The 20,449-nt window shown below is 43.4% G+C and carries 26 protein-coding genes and 2 pseudogenes; 24 read left to right on the top strand and 4 right to left on the bottom strand.

Annotation, left to right across the window (positions count from 1 at the left end):
- The first annotated feature begins 265 nt into the window (after positions 1–265).
- The 4 genes from ACERC7_RS04150 to rpsD all read left to right on the top strand — a co-directional run bounded on the left by ACERC7_RS04150 (position 266) and on the right by rpsD (position 6,239).
- The gene (locus ACERC7_RS04150) at positions 266–1,261 is read left to right on the top strand and encodes an alpha-ketoacid dehydrogenase subunit beta (RefSeq protein WP_373666208.1); all 996 of its coding nucleotides are present in this window, start codon (positions 266–268) and stop codon (positions 1,259–1,261) included.
- Between the two features lie 176 nt (positions 1,262–1,437).
- Entirely contained in the window at positions 1,438–2,841 is a 1,404-nt protein-coding gene (locus ACERC7_RS04145) for a dihydrolipoamide acetyltransferase (protein WP_373666207.1), read from the top strand.
- A 279-nt stretch (positions 2,842–3,120) separates the two neighbouring features.
- Positions 3,121–4,881 (top strand): dihydrolipoyl dehydrogenase, encoded by a 1,761-nt coding sequence (gene lpdA / locus ACERC7_RS04140; protein WP_373660178.1) that lies wholly within the window; start codon positions 3,121–3,123, stop codon positions 4,879–4,881.
- Between the two features lie 746 nt (positions 4,882–5,627).
- The gene (gene rpsD / locus ACERC7_RS04135; protein ID WP_373666206.1) at positions 5,628–6,239 is read left to right on the top strand and encodes a 30S ribosomal protein S4; all 612 of its coding nucleotides are present in this window, start codon (positions 5,628–5,630) and stop codon (positions 6,237–6,239) included.
- Positions 6,240–6,393: 154 nt separating this feature from the next.
- Here the strand turns inward: rpsD and ACERC7_RS04130 are convergent.
- The 4 genes and pseudogenes from ACERC7_RS04130 to ACERC7_RS04115 form a co-directional block, all read right to left on the bottom strand.
- A pseudogene (locus ACERC7_RS04130) lies at positions 6,394–7,556 on the bottom strand (tyrosine-type recombinase/integrase).
- A 97-nt stretch (positions 7,557–7,653) separates the two neighbouring features.
- Positions 7,654–9,170: pseudogene (locus ACERC7_RS04125) on the bottom strand (RNA-binding domain-containing protein).
- Positions 9,171–9,332: 162 nt separating this feature from the next.
- Complete coding sequence (locus ACERC7_RS04120) at positions 9,333–9,608, bottom strand: helix-turn-helix transcriptional regulator (protein ID WP_373658598.1); 276 nt, start codon at positions 9,606–9,608, stop codon at positions 9,333–9,335.
- Between the two features lie 716 nt (positions 9,609–10,324).
- Complete coding sequence (locus ACERC7_RS04115; RefSeq protein WP_373658597.1) at positions 10,325–10,876, bottom strand: helix-turn-helix domain-containing protein; 552 nt, start codon at positions 10,874–10,876, stop codon at positions 10,325–10,327.
- A gap of 222 nt (positions 10,877–11,098) precedes the next feature.
- On the opposite strand from ACERC7_RS04115, the gene ACERC7_RS04110 reads away from it, so the two are divergent.
- The 20 genes from ACERC7_RS04110 to ACERC7_RS04015 all read left to right on the top strand — a co-directional run bounded on the left by ACERC7_RS04110 (position 11,099) and on the right by ACERC7_RS04015 (position 20,406).
- Positions 11,099–11,299 carry a helix-turn-helix transcriptional regulator gene (locus ACERC7_RS04110; protein WP_373658596.1) on the top strand — a complete coding sequence of 67 codons (201 nt, stop codon included), beginning with the start codon at positions 11,099–11,101 and terminating at the stop codon, positions 11,297–11,299.
- Between the two features lie 14 nt (positions 11,300–11,313).
- Positions 11,314–11,925, top strand: coding sequence for a Rha family transcriptional regulator (locus tag ACERC7_RS04105; RefSeq protein ID WP_373658595.1), 612 nt, complete (start codon positions 11,314–11,316; stop codon positions 11,923–11,925).
- 243 nt (positions 11,926–12,168) lie between these two features.
- Positions 12,169–12,609, top strand: coding sequence for a hypothetical protein (locus ACERC7_RS04100; protein ID WP_373658594.1), 441 nt, complete (start codon positions 12,169–12,171; stop codon positions 12,607–12,609).
- A gap of 2 nt (positions 12,610–12,611) precedes the next feature.
- A complete protein-coding gene (locus tag ACERC7_RS04095; protein ID WP_373666205.1) occupies positions 12,612–12,734 on the top strand; it encodes a hypothetical protein in 123 nt (40 codons plus the stop codon).
- A gap of 148 nt (positions 12,735–12,882) precedes the next feature.
- Positions 12,883–13,185 (top strand): hypothetical protein, encoded by a 303-nt coding sequence (locus ACERC7_RS04090; RefSeq protein ID WP_373658592.1) that lies wholly within the window; start codon positions 12,883–12,885, stop codon positions 13,183–13,185.
- 3 nt (positions 13,186–13,188) lie between these two features.
- Positions 13,189–13,404, top strand: a complete 216-nt coding sequence (locus ACERC7_RS04085; protein ID WP_373658590.1) for a hypothetical protein — start codon at positions 13,189–13,191, stop codon at positions 13,402–13,404.
- On the top strand, positions 13,397–13,633 hold the full coding sequence (locus ACERC7_RS04080) for a hypothetical protein (protein ID WP_373658589.1): 237 nt from the start codon (positions 13,397–13,399) through the stop codon (positions 13,631–13,633). Before ACERC7_RS04085 ends, ACERC7_RS04080 begins: the two co-directional genes overlap by 8 nt.
- 4 nt (positions 13,634–13,637) lie before the next feature.
- Positions 13,638–13,961 (top strand): DNA-binding protein, encoded by a 324-nt coding sequence (locus tag ACERC7_RS04075; RefSeq protein WP_373666204.1) that lies wholly within the window; start codon positions 13,638–13,640, stop codon positions 13,959–13,961.
- Between the two features lie 3 nt (positions 13,962–13,964).
- Positions 13,965–14,234 carry a hypothetical protein gene (locus tag ACERC7_RS04070; RefSeq protein ID WP_373660175.1) on the top strand — a complete coding sequence of 90 codons (270 nt, stop codon included), beginning with the start codon at positions 13,965–13,967 and terminating at the stop codon, positions 14,232–14,234.
- A gap of 10 nt (positions 14,235–14,244) precedes the next feature.
- Complete coding sequence (locus ACERC7_RS04065; RefSeq protein ID WP_373666203.1) at positions 14,245–14,397, top strand: hypothetical protein; 153 nt, start codon at positions 14,245–14,247, stop codon at positions 14,395–14,397.
- Entirely contained in the window at positions 14,394–15,275 is an 882-nt protein-coding gene (locus tag ACERC7_RS04060) for a primase alpha helix C-terminal domain-containing protein (protein WP_373660174.1), read from the top strand. Before ACERC7_RS04065 ends, ACERC7_RS04060 begins: the two co-directional genes overlap by 4 nt.
- 62 nt (positions 15,276–15,337) lie before the next feature.
- Positions 15,338–16,810, top strand: coding sequence for a phage/plasmid primase, P4 family (locus ACERC7_RS04055; protein WP_373658585.1), 1,473 nt, complete (start codon positions 15,338–15,340; stop codon positions 16,808–16,810).
- Between the two features lie 267 nt (positions 16,811–17,077).
- Positions 17,078–17,521, top strand: a complete 444-nt coding sequence (locus tag ACERC7_RS04050; RefSeq protein ID WP_373658584.1) for a hypothetical protein — start codon at positions 17,078–17,080, stop codon at positions 17,519–17,521.
- On the top strand, positions 17,518–17,733 hold the full coding sequence (locus ACERC7_RS04045; protein WP_373658583.1) for a hypothetical protein: 216 nt from the start codon (positions 17,518–17,520) through the stop codon (positions 17,731–17,733). Before ACERC7_RS04050 ends, ACERC7_RS04045 begins: the two co-directional genes overlap by 4 nt.
- A 29-nt stretch (positions 17,734–17,762) precedes the next feature.
- Positions 17,763–17,918 (top strand): DUF2292 domain-containing protein, encoded by a 156-nt coding sequence (locus ACERC7_RS04040; protein WP_373658581.1) that lies wholly within the window; start codon positions 17,763–17,765, stop codon positions 17,916–17,918.
- Between the two features lie 79 nt (positions 17,919–17,997).
- Positions 17,998–18,807 carry a hypothetical protein gene (locus tag ACERC7_RS04035; RefSeq protein ID WP_373658580.1) on the top strand — a complete coding sequence of 270 codons (810 nt, stop codon included), beginning with the start codon at positions 17,998–18,000 and terminating at the stop codon, positions 18,805–18,807.
- The gene (locus ACERC7_RS04030; RefSeq protein WP_373658579.1) at positions 18,804–19,016 is read left to right on the top strand and encodes a hypothetical protein; all 213 of its coding nucleotides are present in this window, start codon (positions 18,804–18,806) and stop codon (positions 19,014–19,016) included. Before ACERC7_RS04035 ends, ACERC7_RS04030 begins: the two co-directional genes overlap by 4 nt.
- On the top strand, positions 19,001–19,381 hold the full coding sequence (locus ACERC7_RS04025) for a replication protein (protein ID WP_373658578.1): 381 nt from the start codon (positions 19,001–19,003) through the stop codon (positions 19,379–19,381). Before ACERC7_RS04030 ends, ACERC7_RS04025 begins: the two co-directional genes overlap by 16 nt.
- Positions 19,382–19,526: 145 nt before the next feature.
- Positions 19,527–19,967, top strand: coding sequence for a DUF1492 domain-containing protein (locus tag ACERC7_RS04020; protein WP_373658577.1), 441 nt, complete (start codon positions 19,527–19,529; stop codon positions 19,965–19,967).
- A 250-nt stretch (positions 19,968–20,217) separates the two neighbouring features.
- Positions 20,218–20,406, top strand: a complete 189-nt coding sequence (locus tag ACERC7_RS04015; RefSeq protein ID WP_373658576.1) for a type II toxin-antitoxin system HicA family toxin — start codon at positions 20,218–20,220, stop codon at positions 20,404–20,406.
- Positions 20,407–20,449: the final 43 nt, after the last annotated feature.

The raw sequence follows: 20,449 nt of genomic DNA, 5'->3' as shown, positions 1-20,449 counted from the left end.
CTCCGTGTCGTAGGCTAAAAAGAGCCGATGCTTGCTGGACAAATCAGCGAGCGAAGCGAGCAATTAAACGATAGATTCGCTGTGGCAAAGGTGGCATCAGATTTTAAGCTGATGCCACAAGGGAAGTTTTGAGACCTTAGGCTCAAAACTTAGGAATGGAATGCCGTAGGCAGTCGCTTCCGTCCCTGCCACCTAAGAATCTATCAAAAAGAAAACAATCATTGGAAAAAATCTTTTCATAAACAACACAGGAGAAACACACAAAATGGCTGAAACAAAATTGATGGCTATGCGTGAGGCGATTAACCTTGCCATGAGCGAAGAAATGCGTAAAGACGAAAATGTCTTCCTGATGGGTGAAGACGTTGGTGTCTACGGTGGTGACTTCGGTACCTCTGTCGGCATGTTAGCTGAATTTGGCGAAAAACGCGTTCGCGACACGCCTATCTCAGAAGCGGCAATCGCTGGTGCAGCGGTTGGTGCGGCAATCACTGGTTTACGTCCAATCATTGACTTGACCTTCATGGACTTCATCACCATTGCCCTTGATGCGATTGTGAACAACGGTGCAAAAAACAACTACATGTTCGGTGGTGGTCTCATTACCCCTGTCACTTACCGTGTCGCATCAGGATCAGGTATCGGTTCTGCAGCGCAGCACTCCCAGTCACTTGAAGCGTGGTTGACACATATTCCAGGAATCAAAGTGGTTGCCCCTGGTAACGCTAACGAAGCTAAAGGTCTTTTGAAGTCATCTATCCGCGATAACAACATCGTTATCTTCATGGAGCCAAAAGCCCTTTACGGTAAAAAAGAAGAAGTTAACCAAGATCCAGATTTCTACATTCCACTTGGTAAAGGTGACATCAAACGTGAAGGTACTGACGTGACCATCGTGTCTTACGGTCGTATGCTTGAGCGCGTTATCCAAGCTGCTGACGAAGTGGCTGCTGAAGGCATCAGCGTTGAAGTTGTTGACCCACGTACCCTGATTCCGCTTGACAAAGAGATGATTTTCAACTCTGTTAAGAAAACAGGTCGCCTGATTTTGGTCAACGACGCTTACAAAACAGGTGGCTTCATCGGTGAGATTGCTTCACAAGTTGCTGAGAGTGACGCTTTTGATTACCTTGATGCGCCAATCATTCGCTTGGCATCAGAAGATGTGCCAGTTCCTTATGCCCGTGTTCTTGAGCAAGCCATGCTTCCAACTGTTGAGAAGATTAAGGCTGCTATCTACAAGTCTGTTAACAAGGGCTAATCGCTCAGACTCTTTTAGTTTTGCTTGTTCTTCGTTAGGTGGTCTTGTACGACTATCAGTGGTGTCTATGACTGCTTGACGAGACTGAGCTTATCTGAAGGTGTCTGGCTGCTAGTCAGTAGTAATTGACTAGCTCCGCCATTAACCAAAAAAATAACACAAAGAAAGGAACCCCCATGGCAATCGAAATTATTATGCCAAAACTCGGTGTGGACATGCAAGAAGGCGAAATCATCGAGTGGAAAAAGAAAGAGGGCGACGTTGTCAAAGAGGGCGACGTTCTCCTCGAAATCATGTCAGACAAGACAAATATGGAGCTGGAAGCGGAAGATTCTGGTATCCTGATTAAAATCGTTCGTGGCGACGGTGAGGTTGTGCCAGTCACTGAAATCATCGGTTACCTCGGTGAAGCAGGCGAAACAGTTGAGACGTCTGGCGAGGCTGTTGCAGAAGCGTCTCCGTCTATCAGTGATGCACCAGTTGTGGCAACAGAAGAGCCAGAAGCTGCTGTACCTGCGAAGTCTGAGCAGCCAGTACCTGCATTTAAACGCCCAGCGGGTGAAAAAGTCCGTGCGACCCCAGCGGCTCGTAAGGTGGCTCGTGATTTGGGTATTGACCTTGACCTTGTTCCAGGAACAGGTGCCAACGGTCGTGTCCATAAGGACGACGTTGAGGCCTTCAAGGGTGCAGTTCCTAAAGCGACACCATTAGCACGCCGTATCGCTGCAGGCGAAGGTGTTGATTTGGCTAGCTTGACAGGAACAGGTGTCGGTGGCAAAATCACCAAAGAGGACGTTCTGGCAGCTATTGCTCCAGCACAAGCGCAAGCACCAGCTGCGCCTGCCAAGGAAGAAAAACCAGCCAAGGAATTGCCAGAAGGCGTTGAAGTCATCAAGATGTCTGCCATGCGTAAGGCGATTTCAAAAGGTATGGTCAACTCTTACCTGACAGCACCAACATTTACGCTTAACTACGACATCGACATGACCAACCTCATGGCGCTTCGCAAGCAAGTCCTTGAGCCAATCATGAACAAGACAGGTCTCAAAGTGACCTTTACCGACTTGATTGGTCTGGCGGTCGTGCGTACCCTCATGAAACCAGAACACGAGTACCTCAATGCCTCTCTCATCAACAATGCTGAAGAGATTGAACTCCACCGCTTCGTCAACCTCGGTATCGCCGTTGGTCTGGACGCGGGTCTAGTCGTACCAGTTGTTCACGGTGCAGACAAGATGAGCCTGTCTGACTTTGTGGTAGCGTCTAAGGATGTCATCAAGAAAGCCCAATCTGGCAAGCTCAAGTCTAACGAGATGTCAGGCTCGACCTTCTCCATCACCAACTTGGGGATGTTTGGAACGAAATCCTTCAACCCAATCATCAACCAGCCAAACTCAGCGATTCTGGGTGTGGCAGCAACAGTACAAACCCCAGTTGTAGTGGATGGCGAAGTGAAAATCCGCCCAATCATGGGACTGTGCTTGACCATCGACCACCGTATCGTAGATGGTATGAACGGTGCCAAGTTCATGGTGGATCTCAAGAACTTGCTTGAGAATCCATTGGAGTTGTTGATTTAAAAATAAGCGAGCGTTAGCGAGCACAGTAGATACTGACGCCGTGATTATAGTATCATTGCTAGAGGCAATGATACAGGCAAACGGAAAGACTACAGGCTTTCCGTTTAGCCATGACATTCAAAATGGAAAGTTGCGACGTTTGGAAAACAATTCGATAATAATTATTTTCCAAACTAGTGCAAATCATAGTCAATTCTGACGGGAATTGACGTTATGATTTGCCTTGCGTCCCGACCACCTCAGTCAGTATCAAAAAGAAACCATAAAAAGGAGAAAATCATGGCAGTAGAAGTCATTATGCCAAAACTCGGTGTGGACATGCAAGAAGGTGAAATCATCGAGTGGAAAAAACAAGTCGGTGATGTCGTCAACGAAGGTGATGTCCTTCTTGAAATCATGTCTGACAAGACCAATATGGAACTGGAAGCAGAAGATTCAGGTGTTCTCTTGAAAATCGTTCGTGGCAACGGTGAAGTAGTGCCTGTTACAGAAGTGATTGCCTATATCGGCGCTGAAGGTGAAGTAGTTGAAGAAGGAGCAGCTCCAGCCGCAGCTGATGTGGCTAAGGCAGAAGCAGACCTCAAGGCAGCAGGTTTGGAAGTGCCAGCAGCTCCAGCTCAAGCGGCACAAGCGCCAAAAGCAGAATTGGCAGCTGATGAGTACGACATCATCGTAGTCGGTGGTGGTCCTGCTGGTTACTATGCGGCTATCCGTGGTGCCCAACTCGGTGGAAAAATCGCCATCGTAGAGAAGTCTGAATTTGGTGGTACCTGCTTAAACGTTGGCTGTATCCCAACTAAGACCTACCTCAAAAATGCTGAAATCCTTGACGGTTTGAAAATCGCAGCTGGTCGTGGCATCAACTTGGCGTCAACCAACTACACCATCGACATGGATAAGACCGTTGACTTCAAGAACACAGTTGTAAAAACCCTCACTGGTGGTGTTCAAGGTCTCTTGAAAGCCAACAAGGTAACCATCTTCAAAGGTCTTGGTCAAGTCAATCCTGATAAGACAGTAACCATCGGTTCAGAAACCATCAAAGGTCGCTCTATCATCTTGGCGACAGGTTCAAAAGTGTCTCGCATCAACATTCCAGGGATTGATTCTAAGTTGGTGTTGACCTCTGATGATATCCTTGACCTGCGTGAAATGCCGAAATCCCTCGCTGTTATGGGTGGTGGCGTTGTCGGTGTTGAGCTTGGTTTGGTATGGGCATCTTACGGTGTCGAGGTGACCGTTATCGAGATGGCTGACCGTATCATTCCAGGTATGGACCGTGAAATCTCTCTTGAGCTTCAAAAAGTCCTTTCTAAGAAAGGCATGAAGTTCTTGACATCTGTAGGTGTCTCTGAGATTGTTGAAGCCAACAACCAGTTGACCATCAAACTCAACAATGGTGAAGAAGTCGTCGCTGAAAAAGCCCTTCTTTCTATCGGACGTGTGCCACAGATGGCTGGACTTGAAAACCTCAACCTTGAAATGGACCGCGGTCGTATCAAAGTTAATGCCTACCAAGAAACCTCTATCCTAGGTATCTACGCTCCTGGTGACGTCAATGGTACGAAGATGCTCGCTCACGCGGCTTACCGTATGGGTGAAGTGGCTGCTGAAAACGCGATGCAAGGCAACCACCACAAAGCAAAATTGGACTTCACACCAGCTGCTGTTTACACACATCCAGAAATTGCCATGGTTGGTTTGACCGAAGAGCAAGCCATCGAGAAATATGGCAAAGACAACATTATCATCGGTCGCAACAGCTTTACTGGTAACGGTCGTGCCATCGCCTCTAGCGAAGCTCACGGTTTTGTGAAGGTCATTGCGGAGAAGAAATACCATGAAATCCTTGGTGTTCACATCATCGGTCCGATCGCTGCAGATATGATCAACGAAGCAGCCACCATCATGGAAGCTGAATTGACCATCGACGATGTTGCGGCATCCATCCATGGACACCCAACCTTCTCTGAAGTGATGTACGAAGCCTTCCTTGATGTACTTGGTGTGGCCATCCACAACCCACCAAAACGTAAGTAAGCTTAACTCTGTCATCTTGCGAAAGCAAGGGACAAGCTGAGCAAGCTCTACTTATGGGCAGCTTGCTCAATCTCAAACTAGAATGAAGCCCTCGTTGTTGTCAAACGAGGGTTTTGTTCGTTGTAAAAAGTAAGAATCCAGCGATGTGCTCAGAGGCATTGTAATGGTATATGAAGAGGAATCTCCAAACTACGCTTTAGTGACGGTCATCCATCTGCACCAGCTCCCTTTTAACTTCTTCCTAGCCCATTTTCTCAGGCATTTCTAGAAAGTCGCAAGCCCTTGGTAGGAGTCCAGTCTGATCTGCGCTTCTTCTGTCAGTTTAGCCAGTTTTTTCAATCGTTGGTCTTTTCTTTCTCTGAATTTTAGGCGATAGCCAGCTTGGTAGGGTGCCTTTCGGACAAGAGTTCAGAGAAATAGACAATATCAGGTTTAAGGTCACTGTGGGTATCATATGTTTTGAGCTGGATGCTCGCATTTGTCTGTGCTCGGTTTCTGGTAGGTGCTTGTAAGTAGATGTTTTGTAGAAGATGGCGAATGATAAAAAACAGTGAAAGTGCTTGTCAAGGCTATATTTTTGTGATATAATATCATTTGTGTGAAATAACAGCAGGACAAAATAAAGCTCGTCAACAGCTTGTCTGAAATACCAGTAACCTTTGCTGTTTGGGCGAAGGCAAGCTGCACGAATTAGGTTTGTCTACATCGTTATTTCCATAAAAATTTATTTTATGGAGGACATTGCTATGTCACGTTATACAGGACCATCTTGGAAACAAGCTCGTCGTTTGGGTCTTTCACTTACAGGTACAGGTAAAGAGCTTGCTCGCCGTAACTACGTCCCAGGACAACACGGACCAAACAACCGTTCTAAATTGTCAGAATACGGTTTACAGTTAGCTGAAAAGCAAAAATTACGTTTCACTTTTGGTATGGGTGAAAAACAATTCCGTAACCTTTTCGTACAAGCGACTAAAATTAAACAGGGTACGCTTGGTTTCAACTTTATGCTTTTGCTTGAGCGTCGTTTAGACAACGTCGTTTATCGTCTTGGTTTGGCAACAACTCGCCGTCAAGCGCGTCAGTTTGTTAACCACGGTCATATTCTTGTTGACGGTAAACGCGTAGATATCCCATCTTACCGTGTTGAAGTAGGTCAAGTGATTTCAGTTCGTGAAAAATCATTGAAAGTACCAGCAATCCTTGAAGCTGTTGAAGCAACTCTTGGACACCCAGCTTTCGTGTCATTCGATGCTGAAAAATTGGAAGGTTCACTCACTCGTTTGCCAGAGCGTGATGAAATCCACCCAGAAATTAACGAAGCCCTTATCGTTGAATTCTACAACAAAATGTTGTAATACTTTTTTGGAAGTATGGGGCAGAAATGCCTTTATATCAAGCACTTTGGGGCTCTATCCCAAGGTGCTTTTTTGATTTTACTACCCTTTTTACTACCCCTGGGAGAAATTGGGTTAAGTAAGAGGGTCGTCGCAAAATGCGACACCCTTGTTTTTATAGATTGCTGATAGCTGCCTCAAAGATTGAGACGGCTTTTTAGCCCCCTCTTGGGTGGCGTGGACATAGGTGTTTAGGGTCATGGCTATATTAGAATGCCCCGGCCTATACTGGAGGTCTTTAGGCTCAATCCCAGCGTAGAGCATGATAGTGGCGTGCGTATGGCGAAAACCATGGAAACTAATATCAGGAACGCCAGCAGCCTTAAAATGGCCTTGCAGCCTCTTTCTCAACATGCAGGCATGGGCGTACTTGGTGGTAAGAGGTGTAAAGACAACTGTTTCAGACCGTCCCAGTTGCCAGCTTTGGACTTGCTGGCGTTTTTTGTATTGTTTCAGGAGCAAAACGGTAGCTTTGTCTATCTCAATATCACGCACCCCAGCCTTAGACTTTGGCGTGTTGGTTTCCTGATACCTGTTTAGGGTTTTGGATATGCTGATAGTCCCCTGCTCTAGGTCAATATCAGACCAGTCAAGGGCTAGGGCTTCGCCGATACGGCAACCGCTGGCCAGTAAGACCTTGTAAAGCACGTAGTCAAAAAACGTTCCATAATCGGACAAGTCTAGGCTATCGAGGTAAGCCAAGAACTGTTTAAGCTCCTGATTGCTGAAAAATTTGACTTTCTGCTCTTTATTTTGTTGCTTACGTGGTACGATGACATCACGAGCAGGGTTATGCTGAAGCAGTTGCATAGTGACCCCGTACTGGAGAATGCGGCGGTTGATATTGTTGAGAAAGCTATAATTAGCGTATGCTCCCTTTACTCCTCTATTGGCTCTATCAGCCCATTTGTTGACCTGTTGCTGGATAACTGGAGTAGTCAGCTTATCTAGCTTGTAATCGCCAAATACAGGCAAAATATGAAGCCTTACAATGCCTTCCATGGATTGCTGGGAGTTTGGTTTGATGGTATGGTGGTAGCTGTCCCACCAGAGAGCCACAAGCTCCCTATACGTTGTAATGGTTGGTTTAGCCTTTGAGCAATTCCCATTAGCCACAAAAGCGTTGACCGCCTCCCTAACCTTGATTTTTACCCCTTTTTTGGTGGAAGCCGTGACCGTGGTGCGTGCTTTCTTACCTGTTAGCTTATCAATGCCCAGGTAAACACTAGCCCGGTAAACTGTTACCCCATTTTTCTTTTTATGTTCTGTAATGTTCATTGTCTAACCTCTTTTCTAACTATCAGCAGGCAAGCCGTTATCAAAGGTTTTAGATTGGGGTTAGGTTTATATCATGTCAGGGCTTACGAGAAGGCCTTTATTTTCGTTTCATTTCTTCTAGTAGAGAATACATAGCATCAATGTGGTTATATTTTTGAAATTCAGGATCTTGGTTTTGTGCAATAAAGTATACGTATTGTCTACCAGATTTGAATTTATTGATAGCTTGTTTTTCCACTAATTTTTTTAAATATTTTAAAATTGTATTTTTATGGATTTTTAGTTTTTCTTCCAAAGTCTCTCTTGTTATGAAACGGTTTTCGATTATTAACTCTAATATTTTTTTCTCATGTTCGTTATCAATATCTAGGTTATCTATAAGGGAAGTATCCCATAATGTAAGTTCAACTGAGTCTAATTCAGTTCGTAATTTGGGATACTTTAAATGACTCTCTTTAACTGCTTCCATTATTTTAGGGATACCAGTTCCCGCTTTTTCACATAAATTTAAAAACCTAAAAATTTCTTGTATTAAGTAGTTTCTTGGATCAGAATGTGCCCCACTAAAAAAGTCCTTTAGGTCAATTCTAAGTGTTCCGCCATTTGTGAATATATATATCTATCAGAGTATCTAATTACCATTATCCCTTTTTCGCTTTTATAATCACTATGAATAAGGCTGTTAACGAATGCCTCACGAATTGCAATTCGTAACTTTGAAATCCCAATTCTATTCATAGAATTTTCTTGAATGTTAGAGTTGTCATTTAAAGTTAGATACAATTTTTCGATAACTAGGTGAAAGAAATTAAAAAGATTATCTTCTCCCCACGTACCATCATAGATTACTCGGTCTTTAAATCGATTATTTTCGGTAAATTCTTTTAAAACATATTCTACGTTATAGTGAGGAATAAACTCTTTTATGGCATTATGTGTTCCAAAAATTAATAATCCAGCCACAGTTGGTTTTATTTTATTGTCTGTACGATCTCTTCGTAGAGCGTTTATTTTTAAGAGAAATTGCTCGGTGTCTAATTTGGAAAAAGGGTGCTCAGCATTAATATTATCGAACTTTTCTCTATAACGGTTTATTGTTTCTCTATCTAAATCTAAAATAGAGAAATCCTGAACAAGTGTACTATCAAAACTTTCTTTTGCAGAATCTCTTAGCATCGCATTGATTTGTTCTTGTGAACACCTAAAATCACCAGTCCCCTGACGAAAATAGGTAGATGCTATATTGTCATTAAGATATATAGGTTTATCCTTGTAGTCAACCTTGTTAACAGGGATAATGATAATCTCTTTTCCTTTTATATTTGTGACTTCAACACTTTCTTCATTAATCACATTTCTATTAATTTTATTAGGGTTATTAAGTAAACTATATAATTCGTCCAGTACTTTATCGGAATCATTAACGCCGGAAATATAAAAATCTTTACTCTTTGTGTTTTCTGAGACCCCTAGAATTAACAGACCATTATTTGTATTAGCGAAGGAACAAATTGTTTTCATACCGTCTTTAGGGAAAGAATTTTTAGCTTCTTTAAATTCGACACTTTGGTTCTCCCCTGATAATAACAATTTTTGTATATCGTATTTTCTCATTTTTTCTCCAATCAATTCGCACACGCATTCGCACACGCGCAGACTAATAAGTTTGTTTCCTGTTAGCAAAAGGCGTTATTAAAGGATTTATCGATAACAATCAATTCGCACACGCATTCGCACACGCGCGGGAAAGTTTAAAAATCATCTTAGTTAATTTGTTTATAACTTGTGCCAGTTATTGTTATACCATTCCCTTACTGCATCTCTCGGAAAAGCTAATCTTCTTCCATATCCTCTATCAATCTTAGGAAAATCTTTCCGATAAATAAATTCAGGTAAGCGACTTGTAGAACAACCGAGCAAAGTTGCCAATTGTTTTTGGTTAAGTTCCAGGGGCAATGTCTGATCAATATCAATGACTTTTGTTTTTTCAATGATTACAGCCTGGATCATATCACCAAACTTATCAGCCATTTGTTGCATTAATTTATCCATGTTTCGATTTCCTTTCTAGGAACAGTAAAGTCACAATTAAACAGGCGCACAATATACGGCATTATATGACCTTGTCCAGAAGCCTAATTTGTGTATGCGGTTTTCAAAAAAATGATTATGCGCCTGCTTAATTCTGATAGCTAAGTTAGGTGTTTGATCAATCACGCACCCCACAAGCGGACTTCTATAAGTCCGTTTTTTCTTTTGGATTTGTGGTAGGTATGTGAAAGTATGAGGATAGACTACACCCTTAAGTATAGACATATCCCGTATATAGGAAAATGTTGGAAAAAGTAGGAAAAAAGTTGGTAGAACCAAGATGGCTAATAACGCCTAGAAATAGCCTTTTATCCATGTTAGTAGAGTGTGATTACTAAGAAATCCTAAGGTAAAAACCTGTATAGGGCAACTGTCAAGCGATGGTTGATAGTTGGGAATGTTAACCCACCGAGCCTATATAGGCAGGTTGTGGGTGCGTGATGGTGTTGCCCTCAATCCCGCTGGAATGGTAGGACATGCGAACCAGGACATCATCAAGATAGCTATTTGAGTAGGGCATAGGTACCGCCTTTCTATTTGGATTGTGAGAAGGCTCTAGCAGGCGTTTTGAGAGCCTAAACTTTTTGGAGGGGAAAGATACCCCTAAGAGTTTTGAAGTCGTTAGAAGCCCAGTAGGAAGCTTCTGGTGGGGCGTAGAATGGATTATGGCGCGTGGGTTAATCGATAGTGTTAGCAAACTCTTGGGCTATTTCCATAACTATATCTTTTTGCTTTTGTGTTCCCATTGACCAAAAGACTAGTAATTTTCTATATTCTTCAGGTAAGTTAAAAATATTATTAACAAGATGGGTAATATCACGCATAGCTTCCTCTTTTGAGCTGTACCCGCCTAAGCCAAACTTTTTATTCTCAGTGTTGGCAATGTTAACGAGAGCGTCATAAAATTCATCTACTCTTTTCTCACCGATAGTATCAAAAAGAAGAAGCTCTATAGGTTCAGCTTTTAATTCAATTATATCTCCTACACTTTCGTGATGTACTATTTCTTTGCTTTTCAAAAAATCATTAGGGGAAATAAAATCACTATACCCCAACAGATACCCCACTGATACACCGAAGTAGTCCGCCAGTTGCTGGGCTTTGTCGGGTTTGATTTGGCTTTCGCCGTTTTCCCAGCGTTGATAAGTTCTAGGTGGCACTTGTAATTCAAGGGCTATTTCTTTTTGAGATAGCTTTTTTTCTTGCCTTAATTCTTTCAATCTGTTCATAAATTTCACGACCTTTCAAAAGTGATTATAACTAAGAATTAGAAAAAAGTCAAAAAATGGCGTAAAAAAATTCAAAAAGCTATTGACAACGACAAAAGATGGCGCTATAATCTTAATCAAGATTTGATTGCGCCAAAAAACGACGTCAAATCCTACACCCCTCCACGACCTTTCATGATTTCAATCTATGGAGGGGGATTTTTTCAAAGAAAGGAGAGCGGCATGAGCAAACTGAAAGGCTATCGGGTCATGCTTGGACTGACACAGCAAGCAATGGCTGACAAGCTAGAAATCTCTTTACAGTCTTACAACAACAAAGAGACAGGTAAGACACCATTCAATGACAAAGAGCGCCTAAAAATCAAGTCTATGGTTACTGAAATTAAGCCAGATATAACCATTGATGAACTATTTTACAGTTAGGAAGGAGTGAGAAGATGAACCTAGTCTATCTTGACGGCAAAAAGGAGCCGTACACCACAAGCGAGATAATCGCTGAATGTGCTGGAGTGAAACATCACGCAGTACAAGAACATATCAGAAAGAATAGAGAGCGCCTTGAGCGTTTTGGGAAGGTCTCATTTCAAATGCGACCTTTACCGAGTGGACAACAGGCAAAAGATTATATTCTAAACGAGCAACAAGCAACCTTGCTGATTACGTTCTTAAAGAATACAGAGCAGGTCGCAACATTCAAAGAAAACCTGGTCAAAGCATTTTTTGCAATGCGTGATGAGGTGGCAGAATTTCGCTATCAGAGGGCTTTAGAGAAGCCCAAGCGTAAAACCCTACACGAGGTCATAGAACGCTGGGAAGAAGCCCCTAAACACGCGCATAGCACCGTTACAAACCTATTGCTTAAAGGTGCAAGCGGATTGAATAAGCGTCAGCTAGTGGCAAGCCGTGGCGGTCTGACAGGTATTGACAGCTTAACTAGTAAGGAACTAGTGAGATACCAAGCCTTGGAAGATATGGCTATCGCTATGATCAACCTGGGCATGAGTTACCAGGACATCAAGACCATGGTTTTCAGACCACAAGGCGCGTGAGAGCAACAAAAAAAGGCTTAACAGGGACCAACCAGCAAAGCCTTTGGGACAAAAAACTAGAACACCATGAAACAGTAGGCAAGCCGTTATCAAGGGTTTTAGTAAGTTTTTCTAGCTAGATTATACCATAATCGGCTAGGATTGACCAGACGGAGAGCGGGAACTCTTAAAACTATCCCCTTCCCCGACCATCAAAAGCAGGGGCAACCCGTATAGTAAAAAATCAAAAAACAGAGGTAAAACATGGAACAATTTTTTAAGGATTTTGAAGCAAAGTTACAAGTGACTGAGGAAAAGCTGGATATTCTGAGCGAGTGGCATATAGCCAAGGGGCATAATGGAGCTACTGAAATCGCAGAAGAATGCAGAATAGCTATAACGTCTTTATGGATTGAATTTTACAGGCTATCAGAGACTTATAAACAGCGTGAAGCCAGCCATGAAGCGTTTTATCAAGCTAATGTAGAAACAGTGATCAATGAATTACGCCAACAGGACGAGCGAGAGGCAACGGTTAACAGATTGCTGGATAGAAAACGTCCGAACTATTTACTTTTTGATTTGCTAGCAAAAGAGATGGAAACTTTTAGAACGGAAGACCAAGGGGATGTGTCCTCATTTTCTATCTGGTACTATCTACGCCGTCTAGTCAAAGAAGATTTAAAAGCAAGGGGTGTTATTTAATCATGAACGAGCTTAACCTAATCATGCCCCAGCTTTTAGCTTTGCTGGCTATTCTGCTCCCTCTAGTCACCGTTTTATTGGCTGACCTGCTGACAGTAAGGCAAGTTAAGCGGCCGGCCAACTAGGGGCAATCACCCAGCGTTTAACTTGAGCTATTTGAAAATATCCTATGCAGAGAAACAGCACAAGATAAGTCTTTTAATCACGGAGAAATCACGCACCGATAGCGTGAGCATTACACAGACAACACCATCAAACCAAGCGAGGTAAACCATGACACAAGAAACATCAAGCAAAAAAATCCAGCTATCAACTCAAAAATTAAAAGAGCTAGGAAGCCAACTAACCGATATCATGGGCAGGCTAGAAATGACTAACCATGCCATCGAGGGGCTAGAATTGGCACGGCGGAAAGACCGAGACACATTTATCCTGCTTAGTGGCAAGTTCCTAAATACAGCTTTTGAGCAAAACCAAAAGCTCTATGCCCTACTGGATAACATAGCCTTTTACTTACTGGAGTGCGACAACGCCAAAGAGCTAGAGGCTTATGCCAAGTCTAAAATGGAGGGGTAGCTCATGACTAAACAAATTGATTTTTCGGCAGACTATGAGGGCTTGAGTGGGCAGTTGTGCGACTTGGTAGAGGTCATAGACTTAGCTTTGGTATACGATGACAAAAAGACCGCTATAGATACGCTGAACGTGATCAAACACAGTCTGAACCACCTTATCACGCACCATACAGCCAATGCTAACAGGCAATATCAGCCCCAGGAGGTTGCCCATGAGTGACAAGATTATTAGCTTGGAGCAACACCGCCAAGACCTAAAGCAAGTCAGCCTAGACTTATCCGAGTACAAGAACGACGGCACGCTTAATAGCATGATGACAGAAAGTGTTATCCAACTAACTGACCTAGTAAGGGGCTTGAGCGATATTGTTACAGGCCAGCAGACAGTCTTGGAAAGTCTGACCCATCGAGTGGAGCAACTGGAAAAAGCAAAGACAAGGAGAACATAAGAACATGGAGAGACTAGAAATGCAGGTCTTGGGATTGATACCCACAGGGCGACAACGCCCCAAACCAGCCAAAGAGATAGCCCAGGCGGTGAGTATCTCAGAACGGTCAGTTATGGACATCATCTCCCGGCTGATAAGCAAGTACCGAGTTCCCATTATTGGGGAGCGTGGCGATAATCACGGCTATTATATCCCAGCCGATGAGACAGAACGCTTGGAAGGGTTGCAGGCTCTACGCAACCAAACCACAGAGCAGACCAACCGCTTGAACGTGGTCACCTATTGCAGTTTGACCGAGTGGCGGACATTGCTAGAAAGCGAGGGCTAGGCTATGGCGTTATTATCACAGGAGGCGGAGCGTGAGCTTTTGGGCATTGTTGACCGCCGTTTCAGCGAGTTGGTGGCTTTCCAGCAGGCTAACGCTGACCCATTGGATTTAATCCCCCGTGAGGTTTTGCTGGAGAAGTTGGAAATATCCAGCCAGACCTTGAGGAATTGGGAAAAGCTGGGAGGATTGCAGCGTTACCAGCCACCGCTGGAGGATAGCAAGAAAATCTATTACCGCAAGACTGACATTTACAAGTTTTTGGCGGTGAGTTAGGAGGTAGGAAATGACAGGTAGACGATTAACACATCCAGGAGAGAAAAAACCTCAAAGGGCTATATTGAAAGAGAAAAGCCGTCAGCTACCTCAGGGGGAGAAGGAACGGCGGCAGGAGAAAAAACGACTGAAAAAACTGAGACAGAAGGGAGGCAGACGTTGACTATCTACGAGAGTCGAGGGTTTGGCAATAGTCTATACCTCTACGATAAAAAAGCCCCGTTTGAGTATGTGACCCAGTTTACCCCCCACGTCGTTCCCAAAGGAATTGACGTCGAGCGGTACAAACGCACATACGCCCCATATTGTTTGAGTGGCAAAGTTGAACCAAATGATCAGGGGGAATTGAAACGCAATAACGACAGTCTGCTCTATCGGGATTTGATTTTCCTTGATTATGACGAGATTGAATCAGGCGTAGACTTCCCTGAGGTTGTTTCTAAGGCACTCCAAGGGTATTCATGGATAATTTACCCAACAATCAAGCACACGCCCCAGAAGCCCCGCTATAGGCTTGTCGTAAAGCCTAGTCATAGCATGAGGGAACCAACTTATCGGGCCGTTGTTGCAGATATAGCCGAACGGATAGGGTTACCTTTTGACGTGGCAAGTCTAACATGGTCACAGCTCCAAGGCCTACCCGTGACCACTGGAGACCCAGCCGATTATCAGAAAATCATCAACCGAGGAGCGGATTACCCGGTCAAGTCTGTCCTGGATAAAGCACCCCAAGCAGTGAGGGGAGAGGTTACCCCTAAAAAAGCAGCTAGTGGCAGGAGGGGGCAGACGGTGACCATGAGGGTTTTGGAGGTTCTTATCAATGGTTTTGGCGGTGAAGGTGGACGTAACGTCGCCTTGGCCCGTTTTGTGGGGTTACTAATCGGCCGTGCAGTGAGGTGTGACGTCGCCACGGCTTGGGAGTTAGTGCAAGTTGCAAATAGTGTTACGGCGGATCCGCTGCCGTTTGCCGAACTGGAGCGGACTTTTGAAAGTATTGTAAAAACAGAAATCAGAAAGCGAGGACTAGGATTATCGAACTAGAAAAATTGCAGGAAGAGCTGGAACAGGCTCAAGCGTTAGGGGATTTTTCAGCGCCGGAGAGTATGAAAGAGCTCTATGCCGCTCTGCAGGCATTGGGTGAAATCTGGAGAGCGGAACACCAGTATATTGTCAACGCAGGGAAGGCTAACGAGAAAATCGTTACCCCTGTCCCAGAACCTAAAGACGTCGCCAAAAACTTAAGGGAGGTTTGCCACTTTGCTTTCATCGGGTACGGAAGTGCGACTGATAAAAGCCCGTTGTATTTATTCAACTTTGACACGGGGCTATATACGGATAGCGTTGACCTTTTTAACCGCCTATGCACTAAATTTGACAATAGATTAAAGCCTAGAGTGTGGGCTGACACAAGGGCCTTTATTCGGACCAGTACGAGGATAATGAAACCTTTTGAGGACAACAACCTTATCCCAGTTGCGAACGGCGTTTTTAATCTCAGAACAAAGTGGTTACAGCCGTTCTCGCCTAACTATGCCATAACAAGTAAGATTAAAACGGCATACCGAGAGGGGGCCCAGAAGCCTACGCTAGGGGGGTGGTTTGACTTTGACAAGTGGCTGGATAGCATAGCTTGCGGTGATTCTGAAATCGTCACGCTCCTATGGCAGGTTATGAATGAAGCCATCAACCCAAACCGAACCAGGAAGAAGATGGTTATCCTGACAGGTAGCGGCAACAACGGAAAAGGGACTTTCCAGGCCCTGCTTGAAAATTTAATCGGCCGTGAGAATGTCAGTAGCCTAAAACCTGATCAGTTTGGCGAAAAGCATTTACTAGCCGCCTTGAGCGGGAAGGTTTGTAATATCGGCGACGATATCACAGATAAGTACCTGGATAGCGTTTCGGACCTGATGAGTGTTGTAACGGGGGACACTATTCAGGTTAACCCGAAGCATCAACAGCCCTATGAGGCGACTTATAGACTGCTTTGCATTTTTTCAGGCAATGGACTGCCCCGAAGTCGGAACCGCTCAAACGGCTGGTATCGTCGCCTGTGTGTTGTTCCATTTAACGCCGACTTTAATGGAGAGGCTGAACGCCCAGAGGTTAAAGAGGTCTTTGTCAAGGACAAAGAGCTGCTGGAGTGGATTTTACACCAAATCCTAAACATGGCCGATTTTGAAAAATTTGTAGAACCTATGGCATCAAAGTTGTTGCTAGCTGAGTACAAGGAGAATAACGATTTTTACTACTCTTTTGTGGTTACGGAGTACATCCTGAAAGGTTATCATGAGTTAGTTCATGTTCCCTTGCCGATTGTGAAAATGTGGCTAGAGGAACACGTAGAGAATGAAGGGGTCAAAAGTGCTAACTTGTGGGGATTTGGTAAGAAAGTCGTGGAGGTGCTTAACAGGGAAACGGAAGGCACCTACGAAATAAAAAGTGGTCACGTCAGAGAGGAAGATTATGCCGTTTTGGACCCGCTGGGGTTTTACCGAGATAGGTTACAAAACAAACCCAAGGGGGTACGCCTAAAAGGTGACCAAGGTGACCAAGAAGTGACCGAGATTTTTTAGTTGGTCACCCAGTAGAACCCTTGCCACGACTGACTTTTACGGCACTAGGTGACCAAGTGACCAAGATTTTTATTTATATATATAGGGAAAGTATATATAGCTATATATAAAAAATAGAACTAATTTTTTTCAATCTTGGTCACCTCGCTTTTTTGGGGCTAAAAACCCTTGATACTGCTGGTTTTTGAGGTGACCAATTGTTTTTTAGAAGTTGGTCACCTCAAGGAAAGTTTACATAATTTTAGACAAAAAAGGAGAATCGAGACGATGACAGAGACAGATTTTTTGGGGCAAGAGCTGGAAAACATGGATCGGCAAAGAGCTATTTATATGGCTGACGACACCCCGGTTACGGATGAGGATATTCCAAAACTGCTAGAGATTGGGGCAAAGTTGCGAGCGACTGATACCAGCTTAAATGTATATGAACTCTATAAGCACCCAGAAGCCAGAGCCAAGCTCTTTGCACAAATTACCGAGGCTTGCTATATGGCTCTAGGTAAAACACCGACACAAGCCCAGCGGTTAATCTTTGGTGAGTATCTGGAGGGGCAATTTAAGACCACTATGCAGAAACTCGTCAACCAAACCGATACCCAAGCCCTGGGTGAGCTTATCGAAGTTCTGGAACTTGACGGGGCACAGCGGGAACAGTTTGCAAAAGATATGGCGGTAAGTGGGCTATTAGCTAGAAATGAGGTGGACGAATGACCGAGCGGACTTTTAGCTATACCTTTGCCTATCGCCCTGATATGCTAGCCTTTAAGAATGGCCTGGTCGGCTATTTTGTGGGCAGTCACGAGGGGCTGACCTATGCCATTGACTACGGCAAGGGGAAAGTATCGGTGACCTATGAGCATGACAAAGACCTATCAAGCGACTTGGAGCGAATAGCTAGGGCTTTTGATAGCAAACAGAAATAGACAAATATAGACAGATTGGAGGGGGAATATTGAAAATCGAAAAGGACTTTATTTATTTTGAAAGAAATGGTAAAATAGATTTAGTAATAAAGCCAGAGTTTGGAAGTATCACTTTAAAAATCCAGGATGGTGTAGTTACTGAAGTCGAGACAATCGATAGGAAAAAATATAAAAAGCTGACTTAACAAGGATTTAAGAGGCGACAAGGTATAGGAATATCTTGCCGTCTCTTTTTGTTTTTAATAAAAGTTTGGAGGAATAAAAATGGTAGATTATAAACGTATGCTTGAAGAAGCGAACGCAAAAGGCATCAAGGCTTATGGAGAAGAAGCTTGGGAAAAAGCTAAAAAGAGCGGCCAAACTTTTGAGGGAACGACCCCAGACCCTAGAGAGGTGGGGCTAGGAGAGAATGACCCGTGGACGTTACTTACTAACGAGATAGCGAAAAAATTTGAAAATCCGTTAGATGGGTACTCAAATGCCAAACGTGCTGAAGAGATATTAGAGTTAGAAAATCATGCTCAGATATTAGTAAATGAATTTAATAACTGGGTCAAAAATTTAGAACAAAATAACGATTACAGCGAAGAAGGGAAATATAATCTTTATCAAGCCAAGCGGCGTGAGACTGAAATCCAACTAAAGGAGCTTGGAGACCGTCAGCATGAGCTCCAAGTTGAAATTGGAAAAACTCGCTATAATTCAATGGAGAAGGCATTCGCAACCTTAAAAAGCGAGTTGAAGCCGTCTGACTTGTCTGCCGGTGACATTGCTTATATCACATCATTATTAGAGAAAGACAATAGTCAACAAGCAAGGGTTGAACTAGCTAGTGAATACAACTATCATTTATCAGCATTGAAAATTATAAATGCTTATCGGAGTAAAAATAACCCTACCGATCATGAGATTTTGCATCCATTAGAAAATCAGTTACGTTCTAAACCTAGCTTATATAGATTAACCGAGTTTAGAATGGGTGGTTTAGGACGCTATACCCATCAAGTCTTAAGAAATTTGAATAATAAGATTATCCACGGATTCGAGACCGAAGGCACGGGTAAAATTGTATGATAAACCGTCATACGGTAAAAAAGAGAATAGGGAAATTAATTGCCAACCAACCCGATTATCGGAAGTACCCGGATTTTGATGAAATGATTCAAACGTTACAAAAAGGTGAAGCGATAGATTGGGAAAAGTATCGGGTTACCCCCATTCTTAGAAGTATCATAGAACAATTAGCTGATCAAGGAGGTGAACTAGAATGGATGAGAAACTGACCCCTAAACAAGAAAAGTTTATGCTTGCTTTATCTACCAGCCCTAGTGTTGTGAAGGCGTGTGAGGTGGCGGGTATAGCACGGAGTACAGGGCAAAAGTATTTGAAATCTGTTGTGTTTCGTAAAGCTTGGCGTAATTATAAAAGTGAACTGATGGCCCAGACCACAGCCCAGCTGCAAAACGCTAGCCTTGAAGCGGTGCAGGTTTTGCGGGAAATTATGCTAGATGCTAATACTAGTCCTTATGCTAGGCAGCAGGCCGCCCAGACTGTCCTTTCCATGGCCTACAAATCCCACGAGGTGGAGAGCGTGCAAGAGGTGCTGGAAGAGTATGAAATCAAATTTTCGGAAATGCTAGACCGATAAGAAGTTATGAGATAAAGATTTATTATTTAGAAAGTGGTGATTTTCAGAACGAACAAATACTCTGGATAAACCATAGCAAAAACCCCCGCGGTTTGGCCGCAGGGTAGAAAGTTTCAACAATCTTTCTACCACAGGAGGGGCAACAATGACCACGGAAGAACTAAAACAGAGGTTAGAGGGTATTAAGTGGATTGATAAGGAAATCAGCTCACTCTATCTGGAACTTCAGTATTTGGAAACAGGTCTCTTTAAGCAGACAAGACTAACGCAGACTAGGGTGCAGACTAGCAGGGTAAACATTACGGAAAATCAGTTAGTTGCCCAGTTAACGCTTAAGGAAGATATAACGAACAGAATTAACAGGTTGACTAAAGAACGTATGGAGCTGGTCAGCCTAATTGACAGTCTAAAAACCCCCAAGCATCGATTAGCATTAAACCTTTACTATGTTCAGCAAAAATTAGACATAGAGGCAGGGGAGGCAATGGGCGTAAGTGGACAAACATTTTTTAGATACTTGAGAAAAGCACTTTCTGAACTTGCTGAGGTGTTAGATCATGTAGAATCTGACCATGAAAAGAGCTGAGATTAGTCTGAGGTTGTCACAGGCTACACAGACCAACGAGAACAGGGCAAATCAAGCGACTAGCTAAATATAGGCTACCCCCCTCTAAAATCGCTCTACGGCTTTTATATGGCGTTTGAGAGGGCGACGGATTTTCAAGGGCCCCCTTTTTTCTTGTATATAAAACATTTGTAAAAAACAAGTGTTTCATATTGACAAGTGTTTCAAACAAGTGTATAATAGTGTTAAAGATAAGGAAAGGAGGTAGCCGATGACCACACGGCGAGAACTTGAGAAACTAGCTAAGGCTAAAGGGTTCTACCCAACGGATAAAGGCAAAGGGTCTCATACCCTTTGGGAACATGAGGACGGCAGAACAGTCCTAATCAGCAATCCAAAACAAAAAGACTATAAACCTAAGACCTTAAACAATGTTTTGAAAGTCTTGAACGAGAAATAGGGGTAAGCTCTACCCCTTGCCCTTTTGGGCGGTCATCGGCTAA

This window comes from Streptococcus sp. E17BB, assembly GCF_041807725.1.
In the GTDB taxonomy this organism is placed as follows: Bacteria; Bacillota; Bacilli; order Lactobacillales; family Streptococcaceae; genus Streptococcus; species Streptococcus entericus.
This window is presented reverse-complemented; position numbering and strand designations above follow the sequence as displayed.